The organism is Streptomyces sp. NPDC058741 (assembly GCF_042746715.1).
GTDB lineage: Bacteria > Actinomycetota > Actinomycetes > Streptomycetales > Streptomycetaceae > Streptomyces.
The window spans coordinates 1-16,091 of the sequence record NZ_JBHYQH010000034.1 but is presented as its reverse complement, the minus strand read 5'-3'; the positions used below and the strand labels follow the sequence as shown (position 1 = coordinate 16,091).

The following is a 16,091-nucleotide window of genomic DNA, read 5'->3' as shown; positions in this document are numbered from 1 at the left end:
TTGCGATGCTGGTGCAGGTATTCGAGAGAAGAAGAAAGGCTGGAGAGGGCCGCGAGGCGTTCGGATATCCCTATCGCGCGATCGCGGGAAATCGGAATTGGCGAAAATACTGAAGAAGCAAGTCTCTTTATTCGCATCATGCCGAATTTTTCCTCCACGTTGAACCTGTTGAGGGTAGGCTGGAAAAGCTGTCGGGCCGCGATTCCGCCGCGGCCCGACAGCCTGTCGTTCCCCGGAAGCAACTCCCAGGTGGCAGCACACTCAGAAGCCCGCCGGGCTCCTCAGCAGGTGATGCTCAGTCGGGTTGAACCGATCAGTCGTTGGCGCCCGCCTCGTACGCCTGCACAGTGACCCACGCAACACCGGCGCCGCCGGCGAAGCCCACGCCGAACGCGACCAGCGTCGGGGTGGCCTGAACGGGCGCCATCGCGCCGAACTCGCCCTGACTGTCGTCCGTCAGGTCCGTCGGGGTGACGGCGACAACACTGTCTACGATCCTGCTCATGGCATTTCTCCTTCGAGATTGATCGTGGTGAGAGGTTCAGCCGACGACGCGGCCGGTGACGTAGGCACCCACAACAGCGGCCGCACCAGCGGCCGCACCGCCGACGTACCAGCAGGTGGCGACGGCCGCAGCGGGGGTGGCCAGGACCGGCATCGGGGCGTCGTCCCGGTAGCCCTGCTCCAGCGAACCGAGGTCCTGCTCGTTCATGAACGCGGCGATCTTCTGTTCCATCGCGTTGTCTCCCGTCTCTCTATTGCGTTGCGGTGCATTCCGATTCTTGCTGGTGGTACTGCCGGACCAAGACATGGACCGACCATGCCTGACGCGAAACGTCAAGCAAGTCTGTGAGAGGTATTGCAGGGGGCCGCGCGGCTTTGTGTATCAACCTCGCGAAATCGGCTGCTACGCGCGTCACACCGAAAGTGGATAATGCGCCGTAAAATTTCTCGCCGAGGCGTGGGCGGTCTTGAGATCCGGAGTCTCCTGGCTTTTTTTTTGTGCGCGACCTTCAACTGGCAGGGCTTATATAAGAAGACATGCCAGGTAGTGGGACACTACAGACCCGCATGCTTTCCCTGCATAAAGGGAATGTTCGCAGCACCACGGGCGTCAATACCCGTATCCAGATTCGACCTCACGTACCTATCCCCCATTTCGGTCATCTCATGCCTCAGATTTTCGATATTTCCGGGACAATTCACAACCGATGGACCCGTGATGGTCAGCCACTAGCCCCTATCGGCTGTCGAGCAGGACGACATCCCGCATGACTCGAATGCAGTAACCAAGCGGCCTACCCGCAGTTCCCTGCAAGAAGGCCGCTGCACTTCCCGAAGGCAACGCCACACTAGCGACTGTTGAACAGGGAGAACAGGCCATGAAGCCATCCTGGCCGGAACCGAAGCATGCCGGATGACGGCAGCCCCGGCCTCGGCATGGTGATCGACCTGGGATTTCTCCAACGACACCCACGCGCCACGAGTAATGTCCAGGTAATGGAGTGACCGGTTCTCCTCCATGAAAGGACCGTGGAATCCTCAAATCCGCTTACGTCGCCCCCCATGCCGCACTGCTGCCAACCCTCCGCATCCGCCACCGGCCCATCCATGAGCAGTGACGCCGCATATGGGCCGACGCGGCCACCACAGGGCAAGCTCAAGCACCACAGCGGCCGATCGGACCAGCGGTGCGTGCCGATAGGGCTCGCGAAGCGCAGGTTGTACGTCATCACGTTGAGTGCGCCCGCATGCTCGCCGGCCGCGGCGGGCGGTGTGAACCCCGACGTCGTCAGCAGCGGTACCGCGATGGGGGCCCCCGACGCTGTCCTCAGTCCTGGCGGCGCGTCAAACGTCCGCCGTTCGGCACGCGGCCCCCCTCCCCTTGGCACTCAGGATGACGGTGCCTACGCGTACGTGATGCTGGCCTCTGCCCCTCCTCGCTTCAGCATCGTGAAGAGTTCCACCAGTCGGAGCACGTCGCCCACAGCCGGAGGTGAGCGGCACTGATCCGGCGCAGCTCCCTACTCGCTGCGGTGAGCGGGTGCAGGAGGCGACGAAGCGAACTGGCTGGTCCATGTCTCTCCCCGGACCGTGTACCTGCGGAACCCGTCCCTGCGGCGGAACTGCACTGGCTATGCCGCCGGAAGCGCTCCGTAATCTGCCGCGCGTCGCCTCGGGAGCGGTTGCACTCTGCAAGGCAAGAGCCATCGCTGTCCTCCACACCTCACGGGCAGGGAAGTTGCTCTCGGCTCCGCACCTCAGGCGCGTCCGCCGGCTTCCCTTGGTTGCTCGGGTTTGGAGACGACCGTAGGACGGCTGTCTCTCAACCCCCAGGAAGATTGCGCGAGTTTGCAGCAAGTCGATTGGATCAAGAGCTTCACCGCCCCGATCATGCTCGTCACGGGCGCTGCCGTCGGGGCCGGTGGCCGTGTGCACGATGTCGCGTGCCGCGCTGCGCAGGGCGTGGGCGGCTCGGTCTTCCGCCCGGATCTGGGAGCGCTGGGCCCGTGCGAACGCCTTGGAGGCGGCGTGGAGTTCGGCCTGCAGGTGGGCGGGTGCCGTCTGGGCGGTGGCTTCGATCAGTTCGCCGAGGGCGGTGATGTGGGCCTGGGCGTGTGTGTCGTGGGCGAGGTCGGTGTGGTCGCTGTTGAGGGCGTCGGTGGCTTGGTGCCAGGGAGTGCTGGGGTGGTTGCGGCGGGCGGTGGGGTGTTCCTCGGATCGGCTGGATTCGAGGCGGGCCTTGATTTTGGGCAGTGAGAGGTCGGGGGAGATCTTGCTTCCGGGGTGGTAGATCTGCTCGCCGGCCTCGTTGACGTCGCCGGGTCGGCCGGTGGCGTAGCCGAGGAGGTCTCCTGACGGGCCGCGCCGGACCTGGACCTCGACGCCGCCGGCCTCGAGGTAGGCGATGAATTCCTCGGCGTCTGTCACGTGGGGGATGGCGGCGCGGATGCGGTCCTGGAGCCATTCGGGGCTGGTCTGGTTCCAGCCGAGGCGTTCGGCCTTGTAAGGCCGCAAAGAAGGCCAAGGCGAAAGCCGAGACCAGGGCCAAGAAGAAGGCCAAGCGGAAGAAGCCCAAGAAGTAGGGCACCGGACCGCTCCGCTCACGCATCGCTCACGCAAGCCATCTCGCGGCACCCCGGCCGTGTGACGCATCATGCCCCGAGCAGCAGAAAACCCCAGGTCAGCGGCTATCTGTCCTGGGGTTTTTCGGAGCCGCCTTCGGGATTCGAACCCGAGACCTACGCATTACGAGTGCGTTGCTCTGGCCATCTGAGCTAAGGCGGCGCGCTGTCCGCACTATGGTGCGACCAGCAACGACGGTAAGTCTACACAGTTTCCGGGGGTGCTCCGTACCGGCCCCGGAGGCGGTCCCTCCGGGGCCGGGCGGACCGGCTACGAGCAGCGCTTTCCGTCCTGTGGAGGGGTGCCGCGGACGAGGTAGGCGTTGATCGTGCGGTCGATGCAGGAGCTGCCCCGGCCGTAGGCCGTGTGGCCGTCGCCCTCGTAGGTGAGGAGCCGGGCCGAGGAGAGCTGGCCGGCCAGGGCCCGGGCCCAGCGGTAGGGGGTGGCCGGGTCGCGGGTGGTGCCGACGACCACGATGGGCGCCGCGCCCTTCGCCTCGATGCGGTGCGGCTCGCCCGTGGCCCCCACGGGCCAGTACGCACAGTTCAGGGACGCCCACGCCAGGCCCTCGCCGAAGACCGGCGACGCCTTCTCGAACTGGGGCAGCGCCCTGCGCACCTCGTCGGGGGTGTCGAAGGCGGGCGGCAGGTCCAGGCAGTTCACGGCCGCGTTGGCGAACATCAGGTTGCTGTACGCGCCGTCCGCGTCCCGCTCGTAGTAGCTGTCGGAGAGGACCAGGAGACCGGAGCCGTCGTTCTCCTTCATCGCGGACGTCAGCGCCTCGCGCAGTTGCTCCCAGGCGCCCTCGTCGTACATGGCCGCGATCACGCCGGTCGTGGCCAGCGACTCCGTGAGCCTGCGGCCGTCGCGGTCCCCGGTGGGCACGGGGCGCGCGTCGAGCCTGTCGAAGAACGCCTTGAGGTTCGCGCCGACCTTCTCGGGCGGGGTGCCCTTGCCGCCCAGCGGGCAGCCGGCCTGCCGTACGCAGTCCTTCGCGAACGACCGGAACGCCGTCTCGAAGCCCGCCGTCTGCTCCAGGTTCAGCCGCCGGGCGGGCAGCGAGGGGTCCATCGCGCCGTCCAGCACCAGCCGGCCCGCCCGGTCCGGGAACAGCCCCGCGTACGTCGCCCCGAGGAACGTGCCGTAGGAGGCGCCGACGAAGTTCAGCTTCTCGTCGCCGAGCACCGCACGGACGATGTCCATGTCCCGGGCCGCCTCCACGGTGGACACGTGCCGCAGCAGCTTGGGCGCGTCGGCCCCGCAGCCCTCGGCGAAGGCCCGGTACGCCGCCGTCAGACCGTCCGTCTCCCCGGCGTCGTCGGGCGTGGTGTCCGTCTGCGTGTACGTGTCCATCGCCGGCCCGTCCAGACACTCGACGGGCTCGCTGCGGGCCACGCCGCGCGGGTCGACCGCCACCATGTCGTAGCGGGCCCGCACCTCGGCCGGGTAGCCGATCCCGGCGTACGACTGCACGTAGCCGATCGCGGAGCCGCCCGGCCCGCCCGGGTTGACCAGCAGTGAGCCCAGCCGCTTGCCCGGGCCCGTGGCCTTCTTGCGGGCGACGGCGAGCCGCACGTCGCCGGCGGACGGCTCGGCGTAGTCGAGCGGTGCCTTGACGGTGGCGCACTGGAAGCCCGGCACGCCGCAGCCGCGCCAGGACGGCTTCTGCGCGTAGTACGACGAGAGTGCCGGGGGCGTGGCCCGTGGCAGCGCGGCCAGGGCCGCCTCCTCACCCGGCGCGGCGGAGGCCGCGGACGTCGTGGAACTTCCGGAGGAGCAGGCGGAGACGAGCAGCGCGGCCACGGCGAGCAGGCCGGCCGCGGTCCTGGCCGTGCTCCGTGTCCTGCGGTGGAGGCCACCGGAGCGGGGGGCGGAGCCGGAGGCGGTGCGGGGGGAGCGCCTTGTGTGCATCCAGTGAGCGTAACTCTGCGCGATGGATTGGAAGCCCTGCGTACAGGGCGTGCCTCGGACGAGTTCCGGCGTCGATGCGGCGCCGCCGTGCCGCCGTCCCGTCTGCTCACCCGGCTCTGAGGGCCATGGTCATGGCCTCCACGGCGAGCAGCGGCGCCACGTTGCGGTCGAGGGCGTCACGGCAGGCGGCGATCGCCTCGATGCGGCGGAGCGTGGACTCCGGTGAGCTGCCGCGGGCGAGGCGCTCCAGGGCGTCCTCCGCGTCCCCGTTGGCGATGGCCACGCGGGAGCCGAGCTGCAGGGCGAGGACATCGCGGTAGAAGGCCGTGAGGTCGGTCAGGGCGAGGTCGAGGCTGTCGCGCTGCGTGCGCGTCCTGCGGCGCTTCTGCTTGTCCTCCAGATCCTTCATCACGCCCGCCGTGCCGCGCGGCATACGGCCGCCCGGGGAGGCGCCGAGGGCGGCCTTCAGTTCCTCGGTCTCCTTGGCGTCCGTCTCCTCCGCGAGCTGCCTGGCGTCCTCGGAGGCCGCGTCGACCAGCTCCTGGGCGGCCTTGAGCGCGCCACCGACGTCCTCGACGCGCAGCGGCAGCCGCAGCACGGCGGCACGGCGCTGGTACGCGGCCGGGTCGGTGGCCAGGCGGCGCGCCCGGTCGACATGGCCCTGGGTCGCGCGGGCCGCCGCCGCGGCCACCTCCGGCTCCACGCCCTCGCGGCGCACCAGCATGTCGGCGACGGCGTCGACCGACGGCGTGCTCAGGTTCAGGTGGCGGCAGCGGGAGCGGATGGTCGGGAGCACGTCCTCGATGGAGGGGGCGCACAGCAGCCAGACCGTGCGGGGGGCGGGCTCCTCCACGGCCTTGAGGACGGCGTTGGCCGACTTCTCGTTCAGCCGCTCGGCGTCCTCGACGAGGATGACCTGCCAGCGGCCGTTCGCGGGCGACGTGAACGACTTGCGGACGGTGTCGCGCATGTCGTCGGCGAGGATCTGGGAGCCGATCGCGGCGACGGTGGTGACGTCGGCGTGCGTGCCCACCAGCGCGGTGTGGCATCCGTCGCAGAAGCCGCAGCCCGGGGCGCCGCCGAGGGCCCGGTCCGGGCTGACGCACTGCAGGGCCGCCGCGAACGCCCGCGCCGCCTGGTTCCGCCCGGCGCCGGGCGGGCCCGTGAACAGCCAGGCGTGCGTCATCTTGGACGCCTCGGGCGGCGGGGTGGCGGTGGCGGCCGCGGTGACCAGGGCGTCGGCGTCCCGGGCGGCGGCGTCCAGCTGCGCGCTCACCCTCTCCTGCCCGACGAGGTCGTCCCACACGGTCATGGGTCAGGCCGCCCTTCCGTCATGTTCTGCGGTGCGGGTTCCATTGTGCGGGTGGGCACTGACAGTGCCGGACGGGCGGGTACCGCGGGGCGGCCGTCCGGGCACCGCGGACCACGCGACGCCCACGGCCGCGGGCCCGGACCGGTTCGCGGTTCGGTCCGGGCCCGCGTCGGTCAGGCCTGCTCGCGTGCCGGGGGTCTCAGCGGCGGCCCCGGCCGCCCCTGCCCCGGCGTCCGCGTCCCTCGTCCGGGTCGTCGTCGCGCGGTCCGAGCAGTTCGTCCGCCAGGGACGGCAGGTCGTCCAGCGGCGTCTCCTCGGCCCAGTCGGACCGGCGGCGGCGCGGTGCGCCGTCGGCGTCGACCTGGGGCAGCTCCCGCGTGCGGTCCTCGCCGGCCGGGGAGGCCCGGTCGTCGTCCCGGAAGTAGCCGGGCGGCACCCGGTCCGCCGGTCCGTCACCGCGCACCGGCGGCAGGACCGCCGTGTCCTCGGCGTCTCCCGGGCGGACGGGCGGCAGGACCGCCGTCTCGTCCGCCGCCCCGGAGGGCACCGGCGGCAGCACCTCGGTCTCGTCGCCCGCGCCCGGCACCGGCGGTTTCGGCAGGCGGGCCGTCACCTCGGCCTCGGACACGCCGGTGCCCCGGTCGTGGCCGGAGGCGTCGCCTACCGCGTCAACACCGCGGTCTTCCCGCTGTCGACGTTCATCGTCGCGGACGGGGCGCAGCACGGTCGTCTCGTCCGCGGAGCGGTCCGGGGCGTCCCCGGGAGAGCCGCCCCGCGGGGTGGTGTTCCTCGGTCCGGCCTCCGCCGCCGCGGCGGCGGCCTCGGCGAGCCGCCGTGCCTCCTCGGCCCGCAGCAGCGCCTCCTCGGCCTTGCGCTGCTTCTCCAGGCGGAGCGCCTCGGCCTCGGCCCGCAACCGGGCCTCCTCCTCGGCCTGCTTACGGCGCCGCTCCTCCTCGGCCTTGCGGCGGGCCTCCTCCTCGGCGCGGGCCTTCTCCTCGGCGAGAAGCCGTGCCCGCTCCTCCTCGGCCTTCCGGCGCGCCTCCTCGGCCCGGCGCCGGGCCTCCTCCGCCTGCCGCTCGGCCTCGCGCCGCTGCGCCTCCTCCAGCTCGCGCCGCTTGCGCTCCTCCTCCTCGGCGCGCAGCTTGGCCAGCTGCTCCTGGCGCTCGCGCTCCAGGCGCTCCTCCTCGGCCCTGCGGGCGGCCTCTTCCTCGGCCTTGCGGCGGGCCTCCTCCTCGGCCTTCCGCCGGGCTTCCTCGCGGGCCTCGATCTCGGCCTCGGACAGCGGCAGCACCTGGTCCAGCCGGTGCCGGATGACGGTGGTGACGGCCTCCGGCTCCTGGCCGGCGTCCACCACCAGGTAACGTCCGGCGTCGGCGGCCGCCAGGGTGAGGAAACCGGCCCGCACGCGCGCGTGGAACTCGGCGGGCTCGGACTCCAGCCGGTCGGGCGCCTCTGTGAACCGCTCGCGCGCGGTCTCCGGGGCGACGTCCAGCAGCACGGTCAGATGCGGAACCAGTCCGTCCGTCGCCCAGCGGTTGATCCGGGCGATCTCGGTGGGCGACAGGTCGCGGCCCGCGCCCTGGTAGGCCACGGACGAGTCGATGTAGCGGTCGGAGATGACGACGGCGCCCCGCTCCAGGGCGGGCCGCACGACGGTGTCGATGTGCTCGGCACGGTCGGCCGCGTAGAGCAGCGCCTCCGCGCGATGGGACAGGCCCGCGCTCGACACGTCGAGCAGGATGGACCGCAGCCGCTTGCCCACCGGCGTGGCCCCCGGCTCGCGGGTGAGCACGACCTCGTGGCCCTTGCCGCGGATCCACTCGGCGAGCGCCTCGGCCTGCGTGGACTTGCCGGCCCCGTCGCCGCCCTCCAGGGCGATGAAGAAGCCGTGGGCCGCGGGTGCCTGCTCGGGGTCGTCGCCGCGCAGCAGCGCGTCCTTGAGGTCCTGCCGCAGCGGAACGCCGGAGCGGTCGTCGACCTTGGCCAGCACCAGCGCGGCGACCGGCAGCAGCAGGGCGCCGGCCAGCATCAGCGTGAACGCGGCGCCGCCGTGCGCGAAGACGAACTTGCCGCTCTCCAGCCGGTGCGGTCCGATCGCGGCCGCGACCAGCGGGGCGGTCACGGCGCCGAGCGCCACGCAGACGCGGACGACCGCGTGCAGGTGCTCCGTCGTGCGGGGCCGCCGGTACTCCTCGGTCTCCTGGTCGAGCAGGGTGTGCCCGATGTTGGCGGACAGGCCCGCGCCGACACCGGCCAGGGCCAGGATGAGCAGGACGGTCGTGACGTCCGGGACCAGCCCGGCGGCCAGCAGCGCGACGCCCGTGAAGGCGATCGTCAGCGCGAGCAGCCGGCGCCGCGACAGGGCCGGCAGCAGGGCGGGCGCGGTCCGTATGCCGACGACGACACCGCCGGTGAGCGCACCCGCGAACAGGCCGTACAGCACTGGCCCGCCGCCGAGGTCCCGGGCGTGCAGCACGGCGACGGCGACGGCCGCCGAGACCGCGGTGGCGACGGCGGCGCACGCCAGCACCAGCAGCGTCACGGCGCCGGTGCGGCCCTTGTCGGCGCCCGTGCCGGTCTTCGGGCGGCGCAGGCCCTCGAGCGGGGAGCGCGCGCGGGGGGTGCGCGTGCCGGGCAGCTCCAGGAAGGTCAGCACCGACAGGGACGCGGCGAACAGCCCGGCCGCGACGTAGGAGGCGAGGGCCGCCTGGTGTTGGCCGAACCAGTCGATGCCGGCGCCCAGCACGTTGTTGAACAGGGACGCGACCACCAGCACCACGGCGGCGAGGGGGATCGCGACGAAGCCGGTGCGCAGCGACAGGCGGCGCAGGGCGTCCATGTGGTCGGGGAGCGGGCGGACCGTCGCGCCCTCCGGGGGCGGGGCGGGCAGCAGCGCGGGGGCCGCGCTCTCCCGGCACACCGTCCAGAACCGCTCGGCGACTCCCATCACGAAGGTGGTGACGAGGAGCACGGTCAGCGCGTCCTCGGGCATCCAGTCGATCCACAGCGGCGCGACGATGAGCAGCGCCGCACGCAGCCCGTCCGCGCCGACCATGGTCCAGCGGCGGTCGAGCGGGCCGTCCTTGGAGGTGAGCGCCGTGAGCGGGCCGAGGAGCACGGCGCCGAACAGGAGCGTCGCGAGGACGCGCACCCCGAGAACGGTCGTCACTGCGAACGCCACGCCCCGGTACCCGCCCCCGAACGCGCCCTCGGCGACAGCCGCCTGCAGGGCGAGGAGGACCAGTACGAGAAGGGCGAGGATGTCCCCCACACCGCCCACGAGCTGTGCGCTCCACAACCTTTTCAGCTGCGGTCGGCGCAGCAGGGCGCGGACGGCACGCTCGCGGGAGTCCGCGACCAGGGCGTCGTCGGGGGCCGGCTGAGGGGCCGTTGGATGCTCGGCTCGCGTCATGCGTTCAGCCTATCGGGCGGCACCGTCACCCCGGGGCGCCCGGGCTGACATGCGCACGCCCCGACACCGAAGTGTTGCCGGGGCGTTCGCTTTCCAAACCCGGGTGAAGAGGAGAACGCCGGGGGCAGGCAAGCGTCCCCCGGAGCCGAACGGGCTCAGTCCTCCGCCGGCTTCGAGGCGGTCGCCGTCCCCGCGGCCGCCGTCCCCGCGGCCGCCGTCCCCGCGGCCGCCGTCCGCGCGGCCGTCTTCTTCGCGGCGGAGGTCTTCTTCGCCGTCGTCTTCTTCGCGGTCGTGGTCTTCTTCGCCGCGGTCTTCTTGGCCGTCGCCGTCTTCTTCGCCGGGGCCTTCTTGACCGCCTTCTTCGCGGTCTTCTTCGCCGGGCCCTTGGCCCGCTTCTCGGCGAGCAGCTCGTAGCCGCGCTCGGGGGTGATGGTCTCGACGCTGTCGCCGGAGCGCAGGGTCGCGTTCGTCTCCCCGTCGGTGACGTACGGGCCGAAGCGGCCGTCCTTCACCACGACCGGCTTCTCGCTGACCGGGTCGGTGCCCAGCTCCTTCAGCGGCGGCTTGGCCGCGGCCCGGCCACGCTGCTTGGGCTGGGAGTAGATCGCCAGCGCCTCCTCCAACGTGATCGTGAAGAGCTGCTCCTCGGACTGCAGCGACCGCGAGTCCGTCCCCTTCTTCAGGTACGGGCCGTAGCGGCCGTTCTGCGCGGTGATCTCCTGGCCCTCGGCGTCCGTGCCGACGACCCGCGGCAGCGACATCAGCCTCAGGGCGTCGTCCAGGGTCACCGTGTCCAGGGACATCGACTTGAACAGGGACGCCGTGCGGGGCTTGACCGCGTTCTTGCCCGTCTTCGGTGTGCCCTCGGGCAGGACCTCCGTCACGTACGGGCCGTAGCGGCCGTCCTTGGCGACGATGGTGTGGCCGGTGGCCGGGTCCGTGCCGAGCTCGAAGTCGCCGCTGGGCTTGGCCAGCAGCTCCTCGGCCAGCTCCACGGACAGCTCGTCGGGCGCCAGGTCCTCGGGGATGTCGGCGCGCTGGTGCTGGTCGGTGTCCTTCTCGCCGCGCTCGATGTACGGGCCGTAGCGCCCGACCCGCAGCACGATGCCGTTGCCCACCGGGAACGACGAGACCTCGCGCGCGTCGATCGCGCCCAGGTCCGTCACCAGCTCCTTGAGGCCGCCTAGGTGGTCCCCGTCGCCGTTGCCCGCCTCCGCCGCGCCGCCGATGCCGTTGGCCTCGCCGAAGTAGAAGCGCTTCAGCCACGGCACGGCCTTGGCCTCGCCGCGGGCGATGCGGTCGAGGTCGTCCTCCATCTTGGCGGTGAAGTCGTAGTCGACGAGCCGCCCGAAGTGCTTCTCCAGGAGGTTGACCACGGCGAAGGACAGGAAGGACGGCACCAGGGCCGTGCCCTTCTTGAACACGTAGCCGCGGTCCAGGATCGTGCCGATGATCGACGCGTACGTCGACGGGCGGCCGATCTCGCGCTCTTCCAGCTCCTTGACCAGGGAGGCCTCGGTGTAGCGGGCCGGGGGCTTGGTGGCGTGCCCGTCGACCGTGATCTCCTCGGCCGACAGCGCGTCGCCCTCGGCGACCTGCGGCAGCCGGCGCTCGCGGTCGTCGAGCTCGGCGTTCGGGTCGTCGGCGCCCTCCACGTAGGCCTTCAGGAAGCCGTGGAAGGTGATCGTCTTGCCGGAGGCGCTGAACTCGACGTCCCGGCCGTCGGCCGCGGTGCCGCCGATCTTCACCGTGACGCTGTTGCCGGTGGCGTCCTTCATCTGGGAGGCGACGGTCCGCTTCCAGATCAGCTCGTACAGCTTGAACTGGTCGCCGGTCAGCCCGGTCTCGGCGGGAGTGCGGAAACGATCACCCGAGGGGCGGATCGCCTCGTGGGCCTCCTGCGCGTTCTTGACCTTCCCGGCGTACGTCCTCGGCTGCGGCGGCAGGTAGTCCGCGCCGTACAGCTGCGTGACCTGGGCGCGGGCGGCGGAGACCGCCGTGTCGCTCAGGGTCGTGGAGTCCGTACGCATGTACGTGATGTAGCCGTTCTCGTACAGCTTCTGCGCGACCTGCATCGTGGCCTTCGCGCCGAAGCCGAGCTTGCGGCTGGCCTCCTGCTGCAGCGTCGTCGTACGGAACGGGGCGTACGGCGAGCGCCGGTAGGGCTTGGACTCGACGGAGCGGACGGCGAACCGCGTCTGCTCCAGGGCGGCGGCCAGGGCGCGGGCGTTCGCCTCGTCGAGGTGGAGGGTGTTCGCGCTCTTCAGCTGTCCCAGGGAGTCGAAGTCGCGGCCCTGCGCGACCCGCCTGCCGTCGACGGTCTGCAGGCGCGCGACCAGCGACGACGGGTCAGACCGGTCTCCGGCGCGGCCGGTCGCGAAGGTGCCCGTCAGGTCCCAGTACTCAGCGGAACGGAAGGCGATTCGCTCGCGTTCCCGCTCGACCACGAGACGGGTGGCGACCGACTGGACACGGCCCGCGGACAGCCGCGGCATGACCTTCTTCCACAGGACCGGCGAGACCTCGTAGCCGTAGAGGCGGTCGAGGATGCGGCGGGTCTCCTGGGCGTCGACGAGCTTCTGGTTGAGCTGGCGCGGGTTGGCCACGGCGGCCTGGATCGCGGCCTTGGTGATCTCGTGGAAGACCATCCGCTTGACCGGGACCTTGGGCTTGAGGACTTCCTGCAGGTGCCAGGCGATGGCCTCGCCCTCGCGGTCCTCATCGGTGGCGAGGAAGAGCTCGTCGGAGTCCTTCAGTAGGTCCTTGAGCTTCTTGACCTGCGCCTTCTTGTCGGCGTTGACCACATAGATCGGCTGGAAGTCATGGTCGACGTCCACACCGAGGCGGCGGACTTCGCCGGTGTACTTCTCAGGCACCTCCGCGGCGCCGTTGGGAAGGTCGCGGATGTGCCCGACGCTCGCCTCGACGGTGTATCCGGGGCCGAGATAGCCCTTGATCGTCTTCGCCTTGGCAGGCGACTCGACGATGACGAGTCGGCGGCCGCCCTTCGCGGTCTCGCTGGTCGGGGACAACTTCGCTCTTCTCTCCGGTCGACGCTGGGTCCTCCCCGGGGTCGCTGTTCCGGGGCTGGGTCGTGGTGACGCTGCGGAGTGTGACGGTACAGCCCGCCCCCGTGTCAAACGGGAAAAGCCCGCAACGGCCACTCGAACGGTAACCCGACTACCACCGTTCCTGCCGCCCGGAGTGCCCGGCGCACTCCGCCCCTCTCGCGGAGCGCGACCCCCCGGTCACGTTCCGGAGCGTCGCCGCTTCCCGCCTCAGAGGCGCGTGAAGCACCAGGTTCCGACCACCAGGGCGAGCACCGCGATCACGCTCGCGACGGTCGCCGACGCGACCGGGCTGACACCCTCGGCGACCGGCCGGTCCTGCCGCACGCGCGTCACGGTCCAGGCCAGCAGCCCGCCCCCGAACAGGGAGAACACCGCTCCCGCGAAGATCGCCGGTCCGCTCTCCATGACGCCCCGCGCCCCTCTTCCTCCACCCGCCCATGCCCAGCCCCGGGAGGCTGACACGCGCGGGCGGCGGGCAGGCGAACCCCGGGTGAACGCCGGGCCGCCACGTCAGTGGATCAAGGACGTGCCGCCCTCGCGGCCCGTTCCGGACGAGGTGTCCAAAACGACTCGAAATTATTGGCCGACGTCCCGCGGGCACCTTCGCGAACCCGTAGATCCCCCCTGCCCGTAGATCCCCTCTGCCCGTAGATCCCCTCTGCCCGTGGACCCCTCTGCCCCTGGACACCTCTGCCCGTGGCCTCCTTGCGACAACCGTGCGCGGGCCGGTGAGCGGCGTCGCGGGCGGAGCCGAGCCGAGGGCCCTCATCGTCGGCTTCGGTCGGCCGGCTCCAGGAAGCCCTGCTCCACCAGCATCCGGATCTGTGCAGGGGTACGGTCGCGCAGCAGCACCGGGTCCTCGCCGACCAGCTGGGCGATGGCGTCGAGGATGCGGCCCGCGCTCATCGTTCCGTCGCACACCCCGGCGAAGCCCGCGCCCACGGTGTCCACCCGGGTGGCCCGGCGCATGCCGCGGTTCTGGCGCAGCACGACATGCTCGGGGTCCTCCGCGCCGGGCAGCCCGACCTGCTCCTGCACGATCTCGGCGGCCAGCCGGAAGTGTCCCTCGAGCAGGGCGGCGTCGTCGTGCGCCCGCAGGTAGTCGAGCCGGTCGAAGTGCTTCCGGATCGTCTCCCCGAGCGGCTGCTCGACCGGATGCGGCCATGCCTCCACGGTGACGGAGGGCACGGCGGCACCCGTCCTGCGCAGGGTGATCCAGCCGAAGCCGACGGCCCTCACCTTGCGCGCCTCGAACTCGTCGAGCCATGCGTCGTACCGAGTCTGGTACTCCGCCACGTCCTCGCGGTGGTCGCCCGCGTCCCGCAGCCACAGCTCGGCGTACTGATGAACGTCCTGCACCTCGCGCTGCACGATCCACGCGTCGCAGCCCCGGGGCACCCATGACCTGAGCCTGTCCTGCCAGTCCTCCCCTTCCACGTGCTGCCAGTTGGCGAGGAACTGCGCGAACCCGCCCTCGTTCAGCCGCTCCCCCGCCTCCTGAACGAGTGTGCGGCACAGATCGTCCCCGCCCATCCCGCCGTCTCGGTAGGTGAGCCGGGCACCGGGCGAGATCACGAACGGCGGGTTGGAGACGATCAGGTCGTACGTCTCGCCGGCCCGGACCGGCTCGAAGAGGGAGCCCTCGCGCAGCTCGGCTGCCGGGGCTCCGGACAGCGCCAGCGTCAGGGCGGTGATGTGCAGGGCGCGCGGGTTGAGGTCGGTGGCCGTCACGTGCGTGGCGTGCAGCGTGGCGTGCAGCGCCTGGATGCCGGAGCCGGTGCCGAGGTCGAGCACGGTGGCGGCGGGCGTGCGGACGGTGATGCCGGCCAGGGTCGTGGAGGCGCCGCCCACGCCGAGGACGACTCCCTCGTGGCGCCGGCCGATCCCGCCCGCGCCTCCGACCGCGCAGCCCAGGTCCGACACGATGTACCAGTCCTCGCCGCCCGGCCCGCCGTAGGGCCGCACGTCCACCGTCGCGGCGAGCTCGTCCTGCGCGGAACGGGTCAGCCACCCGCTCTCCAGGCACGCGTCGGCCGGCAGGACCTCCGCCACGCGCGCGTGCGGCACGGGCTGCTGCAGCAGGAACAGCCGGACGAGCATCTCCAACGGCGTGTCCCCGCGGGTCGCCCGGAGCGCGGGCACGGTCTCGCTCCGGGCCAGCGCGGCGTACGCGCCGGCCCCGAGCAGGTCGAGCAGTCCGTCGGCGGTGAAGGAGGCGGCGAGCAGGGCCTTCCTGAGCCGGGCGGCGACATCGGGGCGGTCGGAGGCGGGCAGCGGGGGCAGGGGTGACTGGCTGGCGTTACTCACGCCCCCATTGTGGCCGCCGGACCGGCTCCCGCACGCGCGCATGCCCGGCGTCCGTGGTCCTGACCCTGTGTGCCGCCGGACCGGCTCCCGCACGCGCGCGTTCCCCGCTCCCGCCTCATCCGGCCCTCGCCTGAGCCGTCCCACACGGCTCGGCCGCCGCACCGTCCTCGACGGGTGGCGGCTGTCGCCCGGGTCACGGCGGCGCTCAGCTCTGCGTGGCCCCCGCGGACTGCGTGGCCGCCTTGCAGCTCGGCTGGCGGGCCATGGCCTGGCCGACCTCGCCCTCCTCCAGGTTCGCCAGCGCGTCGTTGCCACTCTGGCTCAGCTTGTCCAGCTCGGTGGCGATGTCCTTGAGGCCGTCGGCGAACTTGCCCTGTTCCTTGGTGTCGAGGTCGTCCACCTGCTTCTTGAGGTCGGCGTACGACGCGGAGATCGAGTTGAGCTCCTTGACCGCGTCCTTCTGCTTCTTCTCGCCGTCCTCGACGTCCGGTGCCCCGGCCTTGGTCACCGCTCCGCCGATCGCCTTGTAGGCGTCGGACATGTCCTGGAAGGCCTTCGCGTCCGTCTTCTGGACGTCCTCCGGCGTGCTGTTGTCCGAGGTCACCTTCTGGATCGCGGCATTGGCCGACTCGATCTTCTTGGCCTGCGGCTGCACGGCGTCGCAGACCTGCTTGGCCCAGGAGTCCAGCTTCTCGTTGTCGTCGTCACCGCCGCAGCCCGACAGCGCCAGTACCAGTACCGCACCGCCGGACAGTGCGGCCGCGAGCTTCTTGTTCACCGGTTTGGTCCCTTCCATGGCTCTCGGCCCCGGAACATACACGCCGGATGCACCCCACCCGCACGCCGGACGTCCATTAAGACCCTTTCGTTACTTCTTGCACCAAGCGAGAGAAGGCTCACGATGAGACGGCGTCCCCACAGCGGTGCGGGCGGGCGGCGCGTCCATACGCGC

At 71.5% G+C, this 16,091-nt stretch carries 9 protein-coding genes, 1 tRNA gene and 1 pseudogene; all 11 read right to left on the bottom strand.

Translation table 11 applies throughout. The features are described from left to right. Nucleotides 1–313 precede the first annotated feature (313 nt). Complete coding sequence (locus ACFW6P_RS23825) at nucleotides 314–505, bottom strand: hypothetical protein (protein WP_386358770.1); 192 nt, start codon at nucleotides 503–505, stop codon at nucleotides 314–316. A gap of 36 nt (nucleotides 506–541) precedes the next feature. Further along, the gene (locus ACFW6P_RS23820) at nucleotides 542–736 is read right to left on the bottom strand and encodes a hypothetical protein (protein WP_006132579.1); all 195 of its coding nucleotides are present in this window, start codon (nucleotides 734–736) and stop codon (nucleotides 542–544) included. Between the two features lie 1,670 nt (nucleotides 737–2,406). Then, nucleotides 2,407–3,009: pseudogene (locus ACFW6P_RS23815) on the bottom strand (mobilization protein); the annotation flags it as partial. A gap of 205 nt (nucleotides 3,010–3,214) precedes the next feature. Further along, a tRNA-Thr gene (locus ACFW6P_RS23810) sits at nucleotides 3,215–3,288 on the bottom strand. Between the two features lie 108 nt (nucleotides 3,289–3,396). Then, the gene (locus ACFW6P_RS23805) at nucleotides 3,397–5,037 is read right to left on the bottom strand and encodes an alpha/beta hydrolase (RefSeq protein WP_386358768.1); all 1,641 of its coding nucleotides are present in this window, start codon (nucleotides 5,035–5,037) and stop codon (nucleotides 3,397–3,399) included. Between the two features lie 106 nt (nucleotides 5,038–5,143). Next, nucleotides 5,144–6,349, bottom strand: a complete 1,206-nt coding sequence (locus ACFW6P_RS23800) for a DNA polymerase III subunit delta' (protein WP_386358767.1) — start codon at nucleotides 6,347–6,349, stop codon at nucleotides 5,144–5,146. A gap of 199 nt (nucleotides 6,350–6,548) precedes the next feature. Beyond that, nucleotides 6,549–9,761, bottom strand: coding sequence for a dTMP kinase (gene tmk, locus ACFW6P_RS23795; protein WP_386424700.1), 3,213 nt, complete (start codon nucleotides 9,759–9,761; stop codon nucleotides 6,549–6,551). A 155-nt stretch (nucleotides 9,762–9,916) separates the two neighbouring features. Next, nucleotides 9,917–12,793, bottom strand: coding sequence for a type I DNA topoisomerase (gene topA, locus ACFW6P_RS23790; protein ID WP_386424697.1), 2,877 nt, complete (start codon nucleotides 12,791–12,793; stop codon nucleotides 9,917–9,919). A gap of 246 nt (nucleotides 12,794–13,039) precedes the next feature. Further along, on the bottom strand, nucleotides 13,040–13,237 hold the full coding sequence (locus ACFW6P_RS23785) for a hypothetical protein (RefSeq protein ID WP_386358761.1): 198 nt from the start codon (nucleotides 13,235–13,237) through the stop codon (nucleotides 13,040–13,042). Between the two features lie 360 nt (nucleotides 13,238–13,597). After that, entirely contained in the window at nucleotides 13,598–15,181 is a 1,584-nt protein-coding gene (locus ACFW6P_RS23780) for a methyltransferase (RefSeq protein ID WP_386424695.1), read from the bottom strand. A gap of 163 nt (nucleotides 15,182–15,344) precedes the next feature. Further along, nucleotides 15,345–15,935, bottom strand: coding sequence for a small secreted protein (locus tag ACFW6P_RS23775; RefSeq protein WP_386424692.1), 591 nt, complete (start codon nucleotides 15,933–15,935; stop codon nucleotides 15,345–15,347). Between the last annotated feature and the right edge of the window lie 156 nt (nucleotides 15,936–16,091).

Coding starts and splice junctions, on each gene's coding strand:
- ACFW6P_RS23780 (WP_386424695.1), bottom strand. CDS start 15,181: ATGCGCGCGTGCGGGAGCCGGTCCGGCGGCCACAATGGGGGCGTGAGT.
- ACFW6P_RS23775 (WP_386424692.1), bottom strand. CDS start 15,935: ATGGAAGGGACCAAACCGGTGAACAAGAAGCTCGCGGCCGCACTGTCC.
- ACFW6P_RS23785 (WP_386358761.1), bottom strand. CDS start 13,237: ATGGAGAGCGGACCGGCGATCTTCGCGGGAGCGGTGTTCTCCCTGTTC.
- ACFW6P_RS23825 (WP_386358770.1), bottom strand. CDS start 505: ATGAGCAGGATCGTAGACAGTGTTGTCGCCGTCACCCCGACGGACCTG.
- ACFW6P_RS23820 (WP_006132579.1), bottom strand. CDS start 736: ATGGAACAGAAGATCGCCGCGTTCATGAACGAGCAGGACCTCGGTTCG.
- ACFW6P_RS23800 (WP_386358767.1), bottom strand. CDS start 6,349: ATGACCGTGTGGGACGACCTCGTCGGGCAGGAGAGGGTGAGCGCGCAG.
- ACFW6P_RS23805 (WP_386358768.1), bottom strand. CDS start 5,037: ATGCACACAAGGCGCTCCCCCCGCACCGCCTCCGGCTCCGCCCCCCGC.
- tmk (WP_386424700.1), bottom strand. CDS start 9,761: ATGACGCGAGCCGAGCATCCAACGGCCCCTCAGCCGGCCCCCGACGAC.